At 41.5% G+C, this 17,218-nt stretch carries 14 protein-coding genes and 2 pseudogenes; 7 read left to right on the plus strand and 9 right to left on the minus strand.

Translation table 11 applies throughout. The annotated features are described in order from the left end of the window. Positions 1-12: 12 nt before the first annotated feature. Entirely contained in the window at positions 13-831 is an 819-nt protein-coding gene (locus tag PluTT01m_RS09705) for a 2OG-Fe dioxygenase family protein (protein ID WP_011146146.1), read from the minus strand. 757 nt (positions 832-1,588) lie between these two features. Here PluTT01m_RS09705 and PluTT01m_RS09710 point away from each other — a divergent pair. Next, positions 1,589-1,696: pseudogene (locus tag PluTT01m_RS09710) on the plus strand (transposase); the annotation flags it as partial. A gap of 167 nt (positions 1,697-1,863) precedes the next feature. Here PluTT01m_RS09710 and PluTT01m_RS09715 read toward each other — a convergent pair. Further along, complete coding sequence (locus tag PluTT01m_RS09715; protein ID WP_011146147.1) at positions 1,864-3,270, minus strand: carbohydrate porin; 1,407 nt, start codon at positions 3,268-3,270, stop codon at positions 1,864-1,866. Positions 3,271-4,511: 1,241 nt separating this feature from the next. Between PluTT01m_RS09715 and PluTT01m_RS25745 the strand changes: the two genes are divergently transcribed. The 6 genes from PluTT01m_RS25745 to PluTT01m_RS09745 all read left to right on the plus strand — a co-directional run bounded on the left by PluTT01m_RS25745 (position 4,512) and on the right by PluTT01m_RS09745 (position 12,512). Further along, complete coding sequence (locus tag PluTT01m_RS25745) at positions 4,512-4,754, plus strand: hypothetical protein (protein WP_041380041.1); 243 nt, start codon at positions 4,512-4,514, stop codon at positions 4,752-4,754. 185 nt (positions 4,755-4,939) lie between these two features. Next, a complete protein-coding gene (locus PluTT01m_RS09720) occupies positions 4,940-6,937 on the plus strand; it encodes a dehydrogenase E1 component subunit alpha/beta (RefSeq protein ID WP_011146148.1) in 1,998 nt (665 codons plus the stop codon). Positions 6,938-6,946: 9 nt separating this feature from the next. After that, positions 6,947-8,512, plus strand: coding sequence for a biotin/lipoyl-containing protein (locus tag PluTT01m_RS09725; protein WP_011146149.1), 1,566 nt, complete (start codon positions 6,947-6,949; stop codon positions 8,510-8,512). Beyond that, positions 8,505-10,355: a type I polyketide synthase gene (locus PluTT01m_RS09730; RefSeq protein ID WP_011146150.1), complete on the plus strand. Its 1,851-nt coding sequence runs from the start codon at positions 8,505-8,507 to the stop codon at positions 10,353-10,355. Before PluTT01m_RS09725 ends, PluTT01m_RS09730 begins: the two co-directional genes overlap by 8 nt. Before the next feature lie 648 nt (positions 10,356-11,003). Next, entirely contained in the window at positions 11,004-11,426 is a 423-nt protein-coding gene (locus tag PluTT01m_RS09735) for a cupin domain-containing protein (RefSeq protein WP_011146151.1), read from the plus strand. Positions 11,427-12,260: 834 nt separating this feature from the next. Beyond that, on the plus strand, positions 12,261-12,512 hold the full coding sequence (locus PluTT01m_RS09745) for a DUF2442 domain-containing protein (RefSeq protein ID WP_011146152.1): 252 nt from the start codon (positions 12,261-12,263) through the stop codon (positions 12,510-12,512). A gap of 85 nt (positions 12,513-12,597) precedes the next feature. Here PluTT01m_RS09745 and PluTT01m_RS09750 read toward each other — a convergent pair. The 7 genes and pseudogenes from PluTT01m_RS09750 to PluTT01m_RS09780 all read right to left on the minus strand — a co-directional run. Then, positions 12,598-12,780: pseudogene (locus PluTT01m_RS09750) on the minus strand (DUF6392 family protein); the annotation flags it as partial. 356 nt (positions 12,781-13,136) lie between these two features. Then, positions 13,137-13,337 (minus strand): CPCC family cysteine-rich protein, encoded by a 201-nt coding sequence (locus tag PluTT01m_RS09755; protein ID WP_238401407.1) that lies wholly within the window; start codon positions 13,335-13,337, stop codon positions 13,137-13,139. An 82-nt stretch (positions 13,338-13,419) separates the two neighbouring features. Next, a complete protein-coding gene (locus tag PluTT01m_RS09760) occupies positions 13,420-13,887 on the minus strand; it encodes a DUF6392 family protein (RefSeq protein ID WP_011146155.1) in 468 nt (155 codons plus the stop codon). A gap of 103 nt (positions 13,888-13,990) precedes the next feature. After that, entirely contained in the window at positions 13,991-14,461 is a 471-nt protein-coding gene (locus PluTT01m_RS09765) for a DUF6392 family protein (RefSeq protein ID WP_011146156.1), read from the minus strand. Continuing rightward, complete coding sequence (locus tag PluTT01m_RS09770; RefSeq protein WP_324251768.1) at positions 14,458-14,961, minus strand: S-type pyocin domain-containing protein; 504 nt, start codon at positions 14,959-14,961, stop codon at positions 14,458-14,460. The genes PluTT01m_RS09765 and PluTT01m_RS09770 overlap by 4 nt, the downstream gene beginning before the upstream one ends. 81 nt (positions 14,962-15,042) lie before the next feature. Then, positions 15,043-15,300, minus strand: a complete 258-nt coding sequence (locus PluTT01m_RS09775) for a bacteriocin immunity protein (protein WP_011146157.1) — start codon at positions 15,298-15,300, stop codon at positions 15,043-15,045. Beyond that, positions 15,297-16,985 carry an S-type pyocin domain-containing protein gene (locus tag PluTT01m_RS09780; RefSeq protein ID WP_011146158.1) on the minus strand — a complete coding sequence of 563 codons (1,689 nt, stop codon included), beginning with the start codon at positions 16,983-16,985 and terminating at the stop codon, positions 15,297-15,299. The genes PluTT01m_RS09775 and PluTT01m_RS09780 overlap by 4 nt, the downstream gene beginning before the upstream one ends. Positions 16,986-17,218: the final 233 nt, after the last annotated feature.

The raw sequence follows: 17,218 nt of genomic DNA on the forward strand, positions 1-17,218 counted from the left end.
ATGGCAAAAGCGCTACTGGGAACACCTGTCAATCTGTTCTAGTGGGGTGAAATCAATCAGAATGATAGTGCGGACGCCAACGCTAGCGTTTTCATCGCAAGTTACGGGATTGATGTAATGACAAATCGCTGCATCATCGATGATGTAGCTATCAAGGGGATCATTAAGGAGAAAACGAGTTATCTCATGAGCAGGGACTTCTTCAAGCTGGCAATTCGCATAAGAAGGTGGCGCGATATGCGTTGTACCACCTTCGATATTGTAACGTTCAATTAAATGTACAGCGGTGAACGGCTGACCGTCACGATGAAAACAGTTAGGCGTAATTTTTGCCGGTTTACCCGGTAGTGCCTGCATTCGGATCAGATGTACACCACATAGCAAACGGGAATAATGTTCTGCCATGCCGGTTAGACTCAGATCGTGCCAAATGAGTTTATTAAGTAGCCCTTTATTAAGTATCTCATCAGGCATACGCAGGAATTTTCGTACCACACCACCAAATTCAGGTTGATATTCACTTCCCTGATGATAATCAATCTCTATACTACCATCAGATTGCTGATGACCTGTTTTCCAATCAATAGTTTCTGTTTCACGGTGCCACACTCCCTCACAATAACTGCGGTGACGACCACCTTCACCAAATCGATCTAACGGCAGTGACTTAGATAATTCACACAGAGAGATAAGATCGATTTTTTCACTGTCAGAAAGGTCAAGATCGGTGGCATTGAAAGTGGCAAAACCTTGTTGGTGCAAGCTGTTGCGGATATGTGTGGAAGTAAGATGGTAACTATCTGGTGCGTTAATAAATATATTCCAGCCCATTGTAATATCTCTTTATTAGGGTGAATTACGATGACATCGTATTAAATTAATTACGATATCTTGGGAAAAAACAGTTAATACTGATTAACTCAAAAAATTATTTAGTTATATCCGTCATCTTTCAAGTTGCTTCTTTGTTGGCTGCACTCACTCACCCCGGTCACATAGTTTTCTATGCTCCAGGGGATTCGCTCCCTTGCCGCCGCGATGCATCTTGAAATCCATAGGGTATATATTTAATGATTTTAAAAAACACCTATAAATAAGAATATCTCGATTTAGCATAGAACAACACTGCCATGCTTTTTGTCGATCTACAAAGTCAATCAATCAATTTCTGACAAATCAGATAGTAAAGGATATTGCTGGATAAGTAAGAGAGCTAACTTTAAATAAATAGGCTATTAAAAAAACCTACTATATTATAGCAACTGTTTTTTGAGGGAATTAATGACCTCAATAGTATTACCTTTCTTGCCGGGTGAAACAATATATACCCGTCATCTTTCAAGTTGCCTCTTTGTTGGCTGCACTCACTCACCCCCTTGCCGTCGCGATGCATCTTGAAATCCATTGGGTATATAAGCAGTCCAATAATAAAAATATGTTCACTAAAATTAAATAAAAAATAGAACGCAAAGTATACAATGTCAACTCGGGTCTTTATTTTTAATTTGGCAAAAAAAATTTACATATAAAGAGGTATTAGAATATGATATTAATCTTAATTGATTTTAACTTTGGTATATCATCAACCGCTTTTATTGATTCGACCAAAATTGCTGTTTGTCACAACCTCTATATTCCCCGTCATAGAGTATTTGAGGGAGTTGAGCAGCGAGGAAAAACGAGTACGGGCTGGTTTTTATGGCTTTTTAAACGAAACCGAGGTTAATTAAGACAAAGTGCCGGATAAAAACCAGCACTTTGTCAATAATCTGAGTCCGCAGAGCGGGCTTTCTTCCTTAAAGGTGGAAAGCTATGCGTTTACCTGTTGGAAGAGTCACCTCAAGGCGGCTTATTAGTTTGCAATTAGAAGAGATATTTAAATCTGGCACGTGCACCGTAGCGTCGGTCATTATTACTGTTGGCAATTTTGTTGCTATCATTTGCCTCCAACATAGAGACGTAGGCCCCAAGATAGAGATTAAAATTCTTCATATTCATGATACTAGGAATCTGATATGACATATGGATGGTATTTATATCGTATTTACCCGGCTCATTGAATGGGTGATTAATATATGCGGTTGTATCGTCAGTATTGAACGCTTTGATATTGTTATGGGCATAGACATAACCCAGTTCGAAACGATGCCACATCACATTAATTCCGGTAGTGAAATTGTGTTCATCTGAGGCATCCAGATAAGCGGTATTCAGGTTAGCGACAATGCCATCATCAGGATCGGCCTCCAGGCCGTTCCAGCTTAATGTCATACCGTAACCATTGCGTCTGGATTGATCGACCCATTGCCCTTGATTATTCTGGTAGCCATAGGCGTTATTGACGACATTACTCTCCATCGCTATGGCTGCACTAAACTGATCTTTTTTCCAGGCTGCTACCGGGCGCAAATAGGCGACATTTTTTTTATTTTCCAGTGTGTTGCCGTGGTAAGTGTTATCTCGGAATAGTGAAGTGCCATCTTCAAGTAGAGTATTGAGTTCGAAATACCAGTTACCTGCGTATTTGCTCAGCATCAAGTTACCACCGCTATTACTGCGGCCACGTCCTTCTTTCATCATGTAGATATAGCCGAAACCGTCGGCATACAAATCGTTGGCAGTATTACCAGAATACTGAATAAAAGTATCTTGGTTGAGTGGGAACATATCGTAAGCTTCAAAACGCCCGATTTTTACCTGCCAGTTTTTCTCATTGCCGAAGAAGAAAGCGGCGTCGTCGAGATTCATTTTGCCAGTCATGTCTGCTAATGGTTGCACTCTAAAGCCGGCAAAGTTGTTGTTTTGATCACGGTGGTAACCGTCCAGCCCGATCAAAATGCGGCCATTAACATTCCAACGCTCTTTGTCGCCAGGTTTCCAGTCTTTATTATCGCTGGTTTTAAGTGAAGTAAGCTGACCGGTTCGGCTGGCGCTATCGAGATTGAATTCTACATCGCCATACAATTTTAGATCGCCAAAATCATTCAATTTCAAGTTGCTGGTTGATGGAGCACTATTTTCCTGCGAAGTGGGGTGTTGTGCTACTTGTGTGGTCTGTTGTTTGGTTTCGATAGCGCGTTGTTCTAGTTGCTGTGCGTGTTGCTCGGCGGCAGTGGCGCGCGCTTCCGCTTGGGCGGCTCGTTGTTCTGCTTGTTGTAGTCGCTGCTCCAGTGCATCAAGGCGTGCTTCGATGCTATTAGCAGGTGAAGCAAGGACTGAGGCCGAAAGCATTAATCCTGGTGTGACAATCAGATAGCGAAGGTTCTTCATGATACTGTACTCTTTAGGATATTAGTTATTATATCGTAGCTAAATTATCAAGCTGGTTTTTTTGGATTAAAAGATAATTGAGTTGATTGGCAGATCGCAATCAAGTCGACTAACCAGATAAAACTATTGTGATCGAATACGCAAATTTGACATGAACGATAAGTAACAGTGGAATGGATGACCACCACCGAGTGTTCAGGTTTGCATTTGCAAGATCAACAGGAATGATTGGCATGGTGCGAAAGTGCTGGAGCTGTTTGTCAATGTTAAACCAAGGGGGTTGTCAAAGCCGTTGTTATTTGAAATGAGAGAAAATATCTGAAATAGGAATAATTGCATGAATTAATCATTTTTCGAAGTATGAAAATGATCTATTTTATTCTATATTTATCGAAATAATTTATAGAGATAAGTTCATTAAAATCAATCTTTTGGAAATTATATTTTATCTTATCATTTTTTTAATTTACTATTTGAATGATTGGTAATATATTCAAAAACCTATAAAATATATTTTTATATACCTTATGGATTTCAAGATGGATCGCGACGGCAAGGGAGTGAATCCCCGGGAGTCGGGAGTATAGATAACTATGTGACCGGGGTGACCGGGGTGAGCGAGTGTAGCCAACAAAGAAGCAACTTGAAAGATAACGGATATATGTTGATATCCTACTAATTGCATTATATTATCAGCGCTGTTTGGGATGATAACTTCATAATAATCATATAGTTAAATTTTTTGCTGCCCTTTTTGTGATCATTCCCGCATTACTACAGTTTTTTTTATGATAAAACATAAGAGATAATAAGCTAAATTTGTATAAAATATCAGGATTGATGTTGGATGATTTCATCAATTCAGCTTTATCTATTGTTTGATATGAGGAGGTCATTATTGATATTCATCACAAAACATAATGAATTCTAATGTGAGCATAAAGTCTCAAGTTCGATTGATATAATACGTGTTATTATTGAGGCTATGTCTTGGTTAAACATAAAAATACCTAATGAAGAGCTTGTCGAAAAAATCTGATTATCAAAATAATTTAGCAAAGTAATGAATTATTCCTATGTCTTATCATTGCAGGGCTCAAAGATATAGGTAAGAACCTGTTTTTTAATTGTATTGTGATTATTCGTATTGTGATTATATTGTATTGTAATCATGGAAATGCCGGCGCTTGTTGGTCCTACTCTTAACGAATGGCTGTTGTTCATCGGTTGGAGTTTTTTAAATGGTGTCACATTATGTTCAGGACAATGCTAAAAATTTAGGGAATACCATGACAGCCGAAACCATTTATGGTTATGGAGATAATTTTTCCCCCCATGTTAGATGTATATACCCTATGGATTTCAAGATGCATCGCGACGGCAAGGGAGCGAACCCCAGGAGCATAGATAACTATGTGGCCGGGGTGAGTGAGTGCAGCCAACAAAGAGGCAACTTGAAAGATGACGGGTATAAACGTAATTAAAAATTGTGGCCGTATATCTCTATCTTTTGCAATTCGTGTAGGTAATAACCCTACATTCACTTCTTTATCGGGATCTATAGTCTCTCAAGTAATCATGAACGGGACTACCCCGTGTTCGCTTTTTTATCAAGCATTAAGCGCAATAACGACAACTACCACGTTAACTATTTGTGAGGAAAAAGAGAGTGATAGACGTACAGATCAATGAAGTACCTCTTAAGGAACACAGCCCTTCAATTAATGATTGTTTGGATGAGCAAAAGTTACTTTATGACATGCTGCTGTCACGGGAATTTGATAATCGTAGTGCGATAGTCACACGACAAGGCCGAGCTTGGTTTCATGTGTCGGCTGCTGGACATGAAGGGTTGGCTGTGTTGCCTCAGCTTATGGAAAAAAATGATGTACTGGTTCCTTACTATCGTGATCGGGCGTTAGTATTAGCGCGTGGTATGTCTATTGTTGAAATGACAAGGGAACTTATGGGTAAGGCCACTTCTCACTCGGCCGGCCGAACCATGTCGAATCATTTCTGCTCCAAAGAGCATAATATCTTCTCGGTAGTCAGCTTGACCGGAACCCAATGTATTCCCGCGGCTGGCGCTGCTTGGGCAAGCGTGTTGGACAATAAAAATGGGCTTGTTGTGTGTGGTGTCGGCGATGCGGCAACTCGGCAGGGAGAATTTTATGAAGCGGTCAGCTTTGCGGTTGAAAAGCGTTTGCCAGTCGTCTTTGTGGTTTCCGATAATAAATTGGGTATTAGTACCTCAACGGAGAAGATGGCTCCGTATCGATTGGGAATATTTAACGAGTGTTTGATCCGTCGTGTTGATGCCCGTAAGCCGGAAACTTTGTTTACTGTTGCACAGGAGGTATTCAATAAGGCGCGATTTGAGCGGACTCCCTGCATATTGGTTTGTCGTATGGATCGGTTAGATTCTCACTCCAATTCAGATTCTCACAAACTGTACCGTACCCCGGATGAGCTGGAGGTACTACAGGACCCTATTGAAAATTACGTCGCTTATTTAAAGGAAAAAGGAGCGATTACCGAGCAAGCTCTGGCTGAACAAAAAGAGCGCATTAAAGCGGATGTCGCGGAAATATTTGAGCGTGTTTACCACGAAGAAGAGCCTGATCCTGCAAGTGTCAGTACCTATTTATGCAATCGTGAAGGGACGCCTACCGTACATGTTGAGATGGAAGCCGAAGAGACACAGGTCAAAGCGGTAAATCAAGTTTTGGACGAGGCATTGAGTCAGCATCCGAATGTGCTGATATTTGGTGAGGATATTGAAGATCCTAAAGGTGGTGTTTTTGGTTTCACCCGTGGCTTATCCACTCGCTATCCTGATCGCGTTATTAATGCTCCCCTTTCCGAAGCCACGATTATTGGCTCGTCTGTTGGGTTATCTGCCAGTGGTTGGCGTCCGATTGTTGAACTGCAATTTATTGACTTTGTTGGGCTAGGTCTCAATCAGTTACAGTCACAACTTGGCACTTTAAGTTGGAGAACGGTGGGAAAATGGCGCTGTCCGGTGGTGATATATGCTCCTTATGGCGCTTATCTCCCTGGCGGTGGTATATGGCACAGCCAAAGCTCGGACGGTATCCTGGCGCATATTCCCGGTATTAACGTTCTGGTTCCAACGACACCGGCTGATACCGTCGCGTTGTTCCGTACCGCGTTAAGTCTGGACATGCCGAGTCTGATTCTGATCCCTAAACACCTTATGAGAGAGCGCCATGAACGCCGGCTGGTGAGTCCAGTGTCGCTTGGGCAGGCAAATATCGTCAGGGCAGGAAAGGACATTACACTGGTTGCTTGGGGAAATACGACTCAGCTTGCGACGATGGCGGCTCTTCAGGCGGAAAAAGACAATATTGACATTGAAGTGATTGAATTACGTAGTCTGGTACCTTGGGATAAACAACGGATTGCGGAATCTTTACGCAAAACCGGGCGGCTTATCGTTGTGCAGGAGGATACCCGGACGGCCAGTGTTGGTGCATCCATTATTGCTGATATTTTGGATGAGAATGACAATTTCTTCTCTTTATTGGCACCTCCGCGTTTGGTGACGCGTGAAGATATTCATATTCCTTTTAATCCTTGTTTAGAGAAAGCTGTTTTACCCGGCACGGATGACATTTTAGCCTCCGTCTATGCGGTAATGAGCTAAGGAGAACTTATGGCACAGTTGCTTATTCCCCCGATGGGAGAAGGAACCACTGAAGTCGTCATCATCCAATTACTTAAGCAGGTAGGGGATCATGTCAAACGTGATGAACCTGTTTATGAAATGGAGACGGATAAGGCTGCCTTTACCATTGAATCTGATGTTGAGGGGATCTTGGAAAAATGGTTGGCGGCGGAAAATGATATTATCCCTGTTGGATCTCCTATTGCCGTTATCAGAGCTGTTGGCGAGATGGCAGAGCCTTCCCCTGTCAGTGAAGCGTTAACGCCTCCGCCGGAGAAAATGGAGAGAGTGGCGGAGGATGTCGAAAAAATAGAGAAAGTGGAGGCGGCTCCTGAAGTCTCCGCTCCTCCTGCGCGTATTCCGCCAAAAACCCGTCAGTACGCACAAGAGCACCAAATTGAGCCACTCATTCTTAGTCAACTGGCGGAAAAACATGGCACATTATTGCCTGGTCATATAGATGATTACCTCCAGCAGCACCGCGAAACTAAGATATCAGAAGAAACCAGGCCATCAGAAAAGAGCAATACAGAAAATGACAATGTGGGTTTTCTGTCCAGAGATCAGCAGCGTCTTAATCGTGCAATACGGTTAAATAGTGCTGCGGTACAACCTTGTTGGGCAGCTAAACCACTACCGATTGAGCTTGTTGATAACGCCATTCATCATTTAACGGAAACCTCCGGGCAGCAGGAGTGGATAACGCCATTTCAGGTCATCACTTATGCGATTTCTCAGGCGTTGAAAAAATTCCCGATGTTGCGTTCGAGACCGCTTGATCAGGAGCGTTATCACACTTATACGGATATCAACTTGGGTATTGCTTTTCTGGATGAGAAAGGCGATTTGAGTTCATTAAAAGTACCGAACACGCAGACCATGAGCTTTTTTGAGTTCAGGCAACACTTGAATGGTGTACTTGATCCCGATGCGGAAAAACTGCCTGTTGATATTGATGTTCCTATGATGATCTCCTATACCGGCAACGATGGTGCTACCTTTGCCGTACCTGTTATTGTGCCGCCATCTCAGTCAACATTGTTCATTGGTGCGCCTCACAACAAAGAGATGAGCCTCGTTCTGGCCTTTAATCACTATCTGCTCAATGGGGTAGAGGCATCTGAGTTTATTTCCGAGATTATTGTTCAGGTTCGTGCTCTGTCTGGGCCACGATCTGCCGCACATCAGATAGAAGGTAAAGTAGGTAAATCGGTTTCCGGGCAATTACGCACGTTGCTGGCGGATTTCCTGCATTGGGACGAAGATTTTACTGAATCAATGATGCCGCGCACTTGGGCTGATTTGGGCATTGATTCGCTCAAGGCAGTAAAGCTTGCAGAGTTAATGTCAGTGCATTTTCGTCGGAAATTATCGCCGACGCTGTTCTGGCGTTATAGTTCACCGCATCGATTGATTGAATATCTTGACACTGCCAAAACTGAACTGACTGAGAACAAACATTCCTTAGATGACTTTATTAATGCGATGCGTGGTCTTGATGGCGAAGCAGCATTAAGGTTACAGCGCCTCATAGAAGGAGGAAAGCATGGATAATCTGCACCACATATATCATTCGCTTAGTCCGGATGAACAACGGATAGCTAAATCTGCCTTGTTGGAACATTTAAGTTCCATTACTCCCTCAGTAAGTAGTGCGGGTGATACCAAACAGATGCCTATTGCTATTGTGGGCATGGCTTTCCGACTGCCTGGAGCGGAAGATTCCCCAGAGCAAATGTGGGAGATCTTAAGATCTGGACACAGTGTAATAAAAGAGATTCCCGAGCAGCGGTTTGCATCCGGGAAACCTTACGTCATTCCATTGCCGAAAAAAGCCTTAAAAGCCGGGTTGCTCGATAGTATTGATGGTTTTGATGCGCCATTCTTTGGTATTTCTCCGCGAGTTGCGGCCATGATGGATCCGCAACAGAGAATGCTATTAGAGCTGACTTGGCAAGCGATCGAAGATAGTGGTGCGAATCCGCTTGGCTATTCAGGATCAAAGACGGGTGTTTTTATTGGCTCGTGCAGTAATGATTATCGTGAACTGGTTGCGGCCGATATGGCGATGGCAAATGCTTATGCGCCGACAGGGACACTGAATTGCCTCTTGGCTAACAGATTGTCATTTTATTACAACTTTATTGGCCCAAGTTTGCAAATTGATACCGCGTGTTCAAGTGGATTGACGGCACTGACTCAAGCGGTGAATTCATTGCGTTCTGGGGAATGCCAACAGGCGATAGTTGGCAGCGTTAACTTATTGAGCAACACATTCAACATGGCTGCTTATTACCGGGCGGGGATGTTATCTAAAGATGGCTGTTGTAGGGTTTTTGACGCGGATGCTAATGGTTTTGTCCGTGGTGAAGGGGCTATCTGTCTATTCTTGAAAACGCAAAAACAGGCATTAGAGGATCGGGATCCGATTTATGGATACGTTCGGGCATCGGCGGTTAATCATGGTGGACGTGCTAATTCACTGACTTCACCTAACCCTGAGCAGCAAATTGCGTTGGTTAAAGATTGCTTGCTACAGGCTGGAATTTCTGCGGAACAAATCAGTTACCTTGAAGCACATGGAACGGGAACCTCGTTGGGTGATCCTATAGAATTTAATGCGCTTAATGAGGTCTTTAATCGCGATGAATCAGGAGGAACGCTACAACCTTGCTATATTGGTTCAGTAAAAGCCAACATTGGGCATTTAGAAGGCGCTGCGGGGTTAGCTGGCATCGTTAAAGTTTTATTAATGTTGCAGCATAAATCTATTGTACCTAGCGCTGCGTTTCAGCGTTTGAATCCTGAAATTGATAGTGTGGATTCACGTTTACAACTGGCTACAGAGGAAAATTCTTGGCGAGTGGGGGCAGGGCAAAAGCGTTTCGCTGGACTCAGCTCTTTTGGATTGGGGGGCAGCAATTCCCATGTCATTTTAGAGGAGGCACCAACCCAAGCGCAGCAACAGATTAAAGCCAACCTGGAGGGGTATTATTATCCCATCTCGGCTAATAGCCAGGCATCGTTACAAAAAATAGTGGCTATGCTAGGGGATTTTATCGAGAATGATGAAAGCGTTGAACTACCAGCGGTTAGCTGGACATTACAGTTTGGCAGGGCAGCGTTATCCTATCGGGCACTGTTCGTTGCAACATCACGACAGGATCTTTTGAAGCAGTTACGGGATTTTGCTTCGTCTACGGCAACGAAAGAAGATCAATGGCTTCATATGGCGGAAGATGACTCTCGATTTTTATGGTTACGAGGTCAAGATATAGATTGGCGTACTTGCTGGCCTTCCGGGCAGAAACCGTTGCGTATTCGATTACCCAAATATGCTTTTGAACATCGGCGTTACTGGTTACCTCACAATGAATCCGTGGTTGCAAAACAGTAAGCAGTGAAGCGGGATAGGAAAACCAGAAAGCATGGTGGAGATCCCACAATTTCGTAAGAGGTTGTGGGGTTTCTTTGAGGCACAATTTATGCTGTTCACCCTTGTGATAAAGATGAAATATCAGATCTATACCCGTCATCTTTCAAGTTGCTTCTTTGTTGGCTGCACTCACTCACCCCGGTCACATAGCTATCTATGCTCCCGGGGATTCGCTCCCTTGCCGTCGCGATGCATCTTGAAATCCATAGGGTATATATATCTTTGAAATAATTATTTTTAGTGAGGGTTAAGATCAAGCTTAATTAACGCCATTATTGTCCTAATTTAATAATATAATTAACCTGACTTTTTTCTGATATTATTTTCAACTCGGATTATATTCTACAAAGAAATTTAAAATAAGCGTTTTACAGTGATTGTTATCACAGAGTGAGCTTTTGTAAAATACTACTATGGAATTATATATTTCTATTTGATATATTGTTAATAACTAGTTGGTTTCTTTATCGATATGAGTTTGTGATGATTGAGGTTTTACTGTGAAATATCATTTTATTTGATAGAGAGATAATGTTAATTCAATTAACCAAGAGAAATGATAGTCACTTTAAAATAAAATTTTATTTGTAGAGATAAAAGGAAGGTAATATGGAATTTATTAAAAATAGATTTTGTCACTGGAACGGTGAACACCTTGTTGTCGATACAATGGCCAGAAATCATAAAATGGTTAACAGTATGGGAACGGGCGAGGGATTAGTTTCGTTTGATGGCTTTGGTGCTGATCTAATTCGTTTCAGCAAAGATGAGGGGATGCAGAATCATACTCACTTAGGGCATCATATCTTATTTGTCCTCGCAGGAACGGGTTATGTTATTTATGCGGGTGAAAAGCATAAAATAGAGCCTGGAGTTTGTTATTTTGTGAATGGAGAAATAGATCACGCGATTAAAGCAACCAGCGATTTGGTTATGCTTGTTGTCGGTAATAATCATTGTGCGGTTGATGCGCAAGATAGGACGACGCTGGTGCCATATAGAGAGGGAACGCCAGAGGAATTAAAGGTTTAACTTGGGATAAATTAAATATGTGCTAGTGCTTGATGGGTTGCGAGAATGCCATGATATTCATGAAGGTAATTATAAATCAGGATAAGTCATTGGAGTGATAAAAGGATGATATGAGCATCTCATGAAGGGGATCAGGTACTAGCCTATGGAATATTAAATTTACTGAAAATAAAATGGAGAAATATATTAGAGATAATATGCTATTGTAATGATAAAGGTGGAAATAACGATTGAAATTATTTTAATCTAATATTTAAATTGGAAAATAATTTCAATGAGTGGCGGTAATGAGTTTTCGGATGGAAATTAACTTATACCCTATGGATTTCAAGATGGATCGCGACGGCAAGGGAGAGAGTCCCTGGGAGCATAGCAAACTATGTGACCGGGGTGAGCGAGTGCAGCCAACAAAGAGGCAATTTGAAGGATAACGGGTATAAATAACCTGAGTTCTGGTTAAGCCGTTACTAACATATCCATTTCTAAGCAGGAAATATTCAGTGACTGTTCTCTTTGAGATAATAAGCTATCTGTCCCTCTAACACATTTAACATTAATCCTTGCACACTACAGTGTCGTGAATGTTCTGTTTGGGAAATATTGGGTATCCGTATTTAGGGGTTGATGAACCAACTAAAGGATTCCCTTTCTCGATATTTATATCTCGTATTTAATGGTTGAGTAGTGTCAATCTTAATGCTACGGTGAATAGTATTATCATTGTTTCTCAGGCCATTACAAATGCCAACTATCAGTGAATTTTTTGACATCTTGATCTGGATGTATTAACCATAATCCGCCTCTCAACAAGATTGAACCACTGGAGAGATTATCATGCGCAGAGTAACGAAAGTGGAAATAAAGCCAGAATACACCTTGGCGGTGACGTTCGATGATGGCACCTATGGAGAGGTGTGCATCGCGGATCGGTTGTTCGGACCCATGTTCGAGCCACTGAAAGAGCAGGAATTCTTTGCCCAAGCGCGTGTTGATGAGTGTGGCGCAGTGTGTTGGCCGAATGATGTTGATCTGGCACCCGACGCACTCTACAAAAAGCTCAAATCCCACTTAAGGGGTAATATATGACTGAACTGTTTGCATCGCTTGCGTTTGGATATTGGCAAAAGCGAGCGTTTTAGTCATTTTCTAGAAGGTATTGATGGACTGACTAAAATACAATTTTATCCTTCCGTTTAAAAGCAAGATAAACACCTTCTTTAACCATATCTAGAGATATATATTCAGTGCCAAAATTTCCTGTTGGCTTGGTTTTATAAGGAATGAGTTCTTCATTGAAGATTTCTTGGTAAGATTTCCCTAGACTGTTTATTAATGCCTCTACATTGACTGTCACTTGTATAACCCTTTTTGCTTCCTACCAGCTATCACTCTAGTTGATTTCGGTGGATAGTAGTTTAACACCTGAACCGACTGGAAATACTAGAATATTGCTATTCTTCTGTACCTTCATTCGATATTATTCTTGAAGTCAACTTTTGTTTTTCAATTCCATCTTACATACGCTCTCATTCTTACAGAGTTTATTATAGTTATGACTAAGCTCTGCTGGTTGCAGAGCTTAGTCCTTGTAAGCCACTATTTCTTATTGATAATGTTATGCGAATAATTCATTTGATAGTAATTTCATGTAAATATTAACCACTTACAAGAAAAACAGTGAAATACGACAAAGAATATTTAACTCTAAAATCAATCTTTCTTTGAAAGATAGAGTTTCTTCGCATCTTCCAAACTCATAGAATTAGCTCCTCCTGAAAAATGTGGGTCTGCTGATTGAACAGGATCATCTTCCCAATGACATATCGAACATATTTCATATTCGCCTAAACGTTCAATTGTCTGTTTACCACAACAAGGACAAGTATTATATCCCATTATTTCCTGTTCCAATATTCAAATTCACTTTCAGTTTAATTTTTTAATCTATTGATTAATGAATTGATTTTCAAGAAAAATTTCCTCTTTATATTGACTACCAACACACTTCTGAGGTGAGTAGGAGTGTTATGTATTCAACACGGTCAAGTAAATCATAGGAGATCTGCATACTTGTCGGAACACGGAAATTAAGTAATGTATATAAGTCCTTACGACCAAACTGGTGCTTCATAATCATCTCAGGCGGATGCGACTTTTCAGGCTCTCCAAACTGTTCATGAATCCATTGACGAGACATCATCGAAATTAGGGGAGATGGCAACTCGTTGGGAAATTGATATGATGGCTTATCTCGATCAATTAGGGTAATTGTCACAACAAATAAAATCTTATTTTTTCTTTTAAATGCCAAATACACACCTTCTTTAATCATATCCAATGATATATAATCACAGCCTAGGTGTCCTTTAGGCTTTGTTTTATAAGGAATTAATCCTTCACTATAAATTTCCTGATAAGTTCTACCTAAACTATTAATTAGTACTTCAATGTTAATCGCCATTATTTATATAACCTCTTTTCTCAATTAAGCCAATTCATCTTCAATTTAACCTTTTAAGCTGCTGATTAATGAATTGGCTCTCAAGAAAATCTCCTCTTTTTGACTACCACCAACGTACTTCTGAGGTGGGTAGAAATGTCACTTCTTTAACGCGATCTGATAGATCATAATCAACTTGCATGTTAGTTGGTATACGAAAATCTAGTATCGTGTACAAATCAACCCACCCAAACTCTTCTTTCATTATCACTTTTGGTTCTTTTGACTTTTCAGGCAATCCGAATTGTTCATGGATCCACTGACGTGACATATGTGAGATCAGCGGTGATGGTAACTCATTTGGAAATGTGTATGATGGTTTATCACTATCTAGTAGAGTAAGTGTCACATCAAATAAAATTTTATCCTTCCGTTTAAAAGCAAGATAAACACCTTCTTTAACCATATCTAGAGATATATATTCAGTGCCAAAATTTCCTGTTGGCTTGGTTTTATAGGGAATGAGTCCCGCATCAAAGATTTCCTGATACGTTTTCCCCAAACTGTTTATTAATGATTCTATATTTACTGTCATTTGTATAACCTCTGTTCCTGATTTAGTTTATGCATTTTTACTCTAGCTTCTTCGAGCTGACGCTCTGTTGCACCATATTCCTGTAATGCTGGCATTATCGTATTAAAATCTCGATCGACAGCTCCCCGTAAGTCACAGGCATCCTGTCGTATTTGCTCAGGGGTATTACGTCCCCCATAGGTCGCACTGAGTTTTCTATGGACATCAGCAGGAATAATTATAGCTGCTACATTTTTCGATAATCTTTCCAGTTGCTTGGGTTTCAGTTCTGGATAAAGGTTTTTCCAGTAAGCCTGAACCGCAGCATCCGAAGGCATATGATCTGCATGTGTTCCATTCCTCAGTCTCCCCGCAAAGTTTTTATACAAATCCACCTCAAACAATTTCACCGGCGGTTTACTCAAATACACATACACCGGCGGCATATTCGGGATGGGGAGTATCAGAATATAATCCCGAAAATCCTTCTCTTCCGGCATTGGCAACGATTCAATACCAATATGATAGCTGTGTGAGGTATTAACCTTACTTAACCGTGATAAAAAGGATTATAAAAATCCTTTTTATCACTGACTTAATTGCTATTTTTTAAAGCCAGGTTTACCGCTTTTGGCTCGCCATTCTTTGATTTGCTTCACTATTCCTTCAGGAGAATCATCCTGACCAGACGATGGGTAAAAAAGGATATCAGTACCATCTGGATGCTCTGATAAACGGATAAAATCTTGAACTGCAACATTAGCTTCATCTTCCGTCGCATAGTCTGCATTGCATACTTTTCTGGCAAATTCTAAAAACTCAGCTTCTGTATAATCTTCTAACTTTTTATTTAGCTTCATTTTATTCCACCTTTGCTTGAATGAATTTCGATATGCCTTTTTGGTGTTGTTACACGAAGGTTATCGAGATTATAGACTTCACCACCGTCTTTAATAAATTTAACATGATGGATCTCATATTTTTCTCGATTTCCAATGTGTTCCTGTCGTGGTGAATATGGAGAGTAACTCTTTTTTAAAAACTCTTTATTATGTGAATTAAATTGCTGAGACAACTCAGGATCATTACCAACCTCTTTCCAAAATGCCCTTCTGAAATCATCAAAGTTATTAAATCTCCTCCCTCGTAACTTATCCGCTATCTGGCTAGGGATGGGTGCCCCCATATCTTGTCCTGCGAGACTTAACCAATTACCTTCAACTCTTTGTCCTTGGCCAGTTACCACTCCCGGTTGGTTCCGAGGAGTATTAAACATCACATAAACTGGTTTCATTCCTGAACCGGCGGGAAAGACCAGAATATAATCCCGAAAATCCTTCTCTTCCGGCATTGGCAACGATTCAATATCGCTGCCGACTTTATCCGGGATCGGCAATACGGTTATCTGCGACGGAATAAACGGCTGTTCCTCATTCCCGGTATGGGGTGGAACTTTGAATTCCTGATCGTTTGGTGTCCATAAAATCGTTGGCCGATATTCTCCTGGTTCCCAGAACTCATAATTACCGGTGACTGGATTCCGTTTCATCATACGAACCGGCACTTTATCCAGACCACTTTCTGGGCTGACGTGATACCCCTGAACCGTCATCCTGCCGCTTTTTTCATCTCTGATCCAGCGAAAACGGACACGGGTCGGTGCTTTACCATACTGACTGGCAATTTCACTAAGATGATATTGGTTTAAGTAATCTTCCTCGCTTTCATTTAACCCCGATGAATAAAACAACCCCATTAATCCGACTGTCAACGGATTCGGCGCTGCCAGCCAACGTCCGGCACTAGTAACGCCACCGCCAATGAAACGCATCACCAGCGCTTCGCCATCCGCTACCGCGCTGCGAGTCGTTGCAGCTACAGCAGTCGCAGCGGCTTCGGCTTTATCTTTGCTATTGCTAAACCACCGTTTATACCACGGTAATTTTTTATCCTGTGGCTTATCCGGTTCTGGTGGATGTTTTTTGCCTTGCGGAGGCTGTTCAGGCTTTGATTCCGTGACAGGGGCGGGCGATGATAGAACCTGATATATCCCCATCCTACCGAAATTATTTGCCGGTTCAGTCTCCGTACCGGCGTCGGTACAGCCTTTGCCCCGTTGACGAGATTTGGCAAATACCGGGATCGGTGGAGGCGGCACTTGTGTCACCGGTGGAGGATTGGACTGAACTGTTGTTGCTTCCTTCATTGGTGATGAGAAGTTTTGCGTCGCCGTATAAGCAGGTGTTACCGCTTGTTGACGAGGCTGTTCCTGCTTCTCGTAGCTGTCCATAACCGAATTGATAAACCGGGCCCGGCAAGGGCAGGTGCTGACACTATCCAATGTGCCGGCTAATCGTTGCCCCATATCAAACATATCTGATATGCCGCCGACAATCATATAAGTACCGGGATGCTTGCCGCAGGTAACTTTATCCCCTTCACGCGCGGTGGCTCGCCCATTAAATGTCATGGTGTGATCACCCGTAATAATCTGTCCACCACAGGTAGTTTTGTCACCAACCAGCAGGTAATACCCTATTGCCATCTACTTCACTTCCCCTTTGACTAGCCACATTAATCTTTTTTTTAACTAAAATAATTACCGTATCGTTACAACTTAAAAGGTAATAATTGATCGGTAATGCAATATATTTGAGTTAAAGAGATATAGAAAAGTTCAGAAATTAATGAAAATAAAATCGAATTTTTTGCTGCTAGCTCTATCCCGCAAATACCCGGTCAAATTTCTCATTGTTCCAGCCATCGGATTTTTTCTCT

This window comes from Photorhabdus laumondii subsp. laumondii (assembly GCF_003343245.1).
Lineage (GTDB): Bacteria > Pseudomonadota > Gammaproteobacteria > Enterobacterales > Enterobacteriaceae > Photorhabdus > Photorhabdus laumondii.

Coding starts and splice junctions, on each gene's coding strand:
- PluTT01m_RS09765 (WP_011146156.1), bottom strand. CDS start 14,461: ATGACAGTAAATATAGAATCATTAATAAACAGTTTGGGGAAAACGTAT.
- PluTT01m_RS09780 (WP_011146158.1), bottom strand. CDS start 16,985: ATGGCAATAGGGTATTACCTGCTGGTTGGTGACAAAACTACCTGTGGT.
- PluTT01m_RS09760 (WP_011146155.1), bottom strand. CDS start 13,887: ATGGCGATTAACATTGAAGTACTAATTAATAGTTTAGGTAGAACTTAT.
- PluTT01m_RS09775 (WP_011146157.1), bottom strand. CDS start 15,300: ATGAAGCTAAATAAAAAGTTAGAAGATTATACAGAAGCTGAGTTTTTA.
- PluTT01m_RS09745 (WP_011146152.1), top strand. CDS start 12,261: ATGCGCAGAGTAACGAAAGTGGAAATAAAGCCAGAATACACCTTGGCG.
- PluTT01m_RS09730 (WP_011146150.1), top strand. CDS start 8,505: ATGGATAATCTGCACCACATATATCATTCGCTTAGTCCGGATGAACAA.
- PluTT01m_RS09715 (WP_011146147.1), bottom strand. CDS start 3,270: ATGAAGAACCTTCGCTATCTGATTGTCACACCAGGATTAATGCTTTCG.
- PluTT01m_RS09735 (WP_011146151.1), top strand. CDS start 11,004: ATGGAATTTATTAAAAATAGATTTTGTCACTGGAACGGTGAACACCTT.
- PluTT01m_RS09725 (WP_011146149.1), top strand. CDS start 6,947: ATGGCACAGTTGCTTATTCCCCCGATGGGAGAAGGAACCACTGAAGTC.
- PluTT01m_RS09705 (WP_011146146.1), bottom strand. CDS start 831: ATGGGCTGGAATATATTTATTAACGCACCAGATAGTTACCATCTTACT.
- PluTT01m_RS25745 (WP_041380041.1), top strand. CDS start 4,512: ATGGTGTCACATTATGTTCAGGACAATGCTAAAAATTTAGGGAATACC.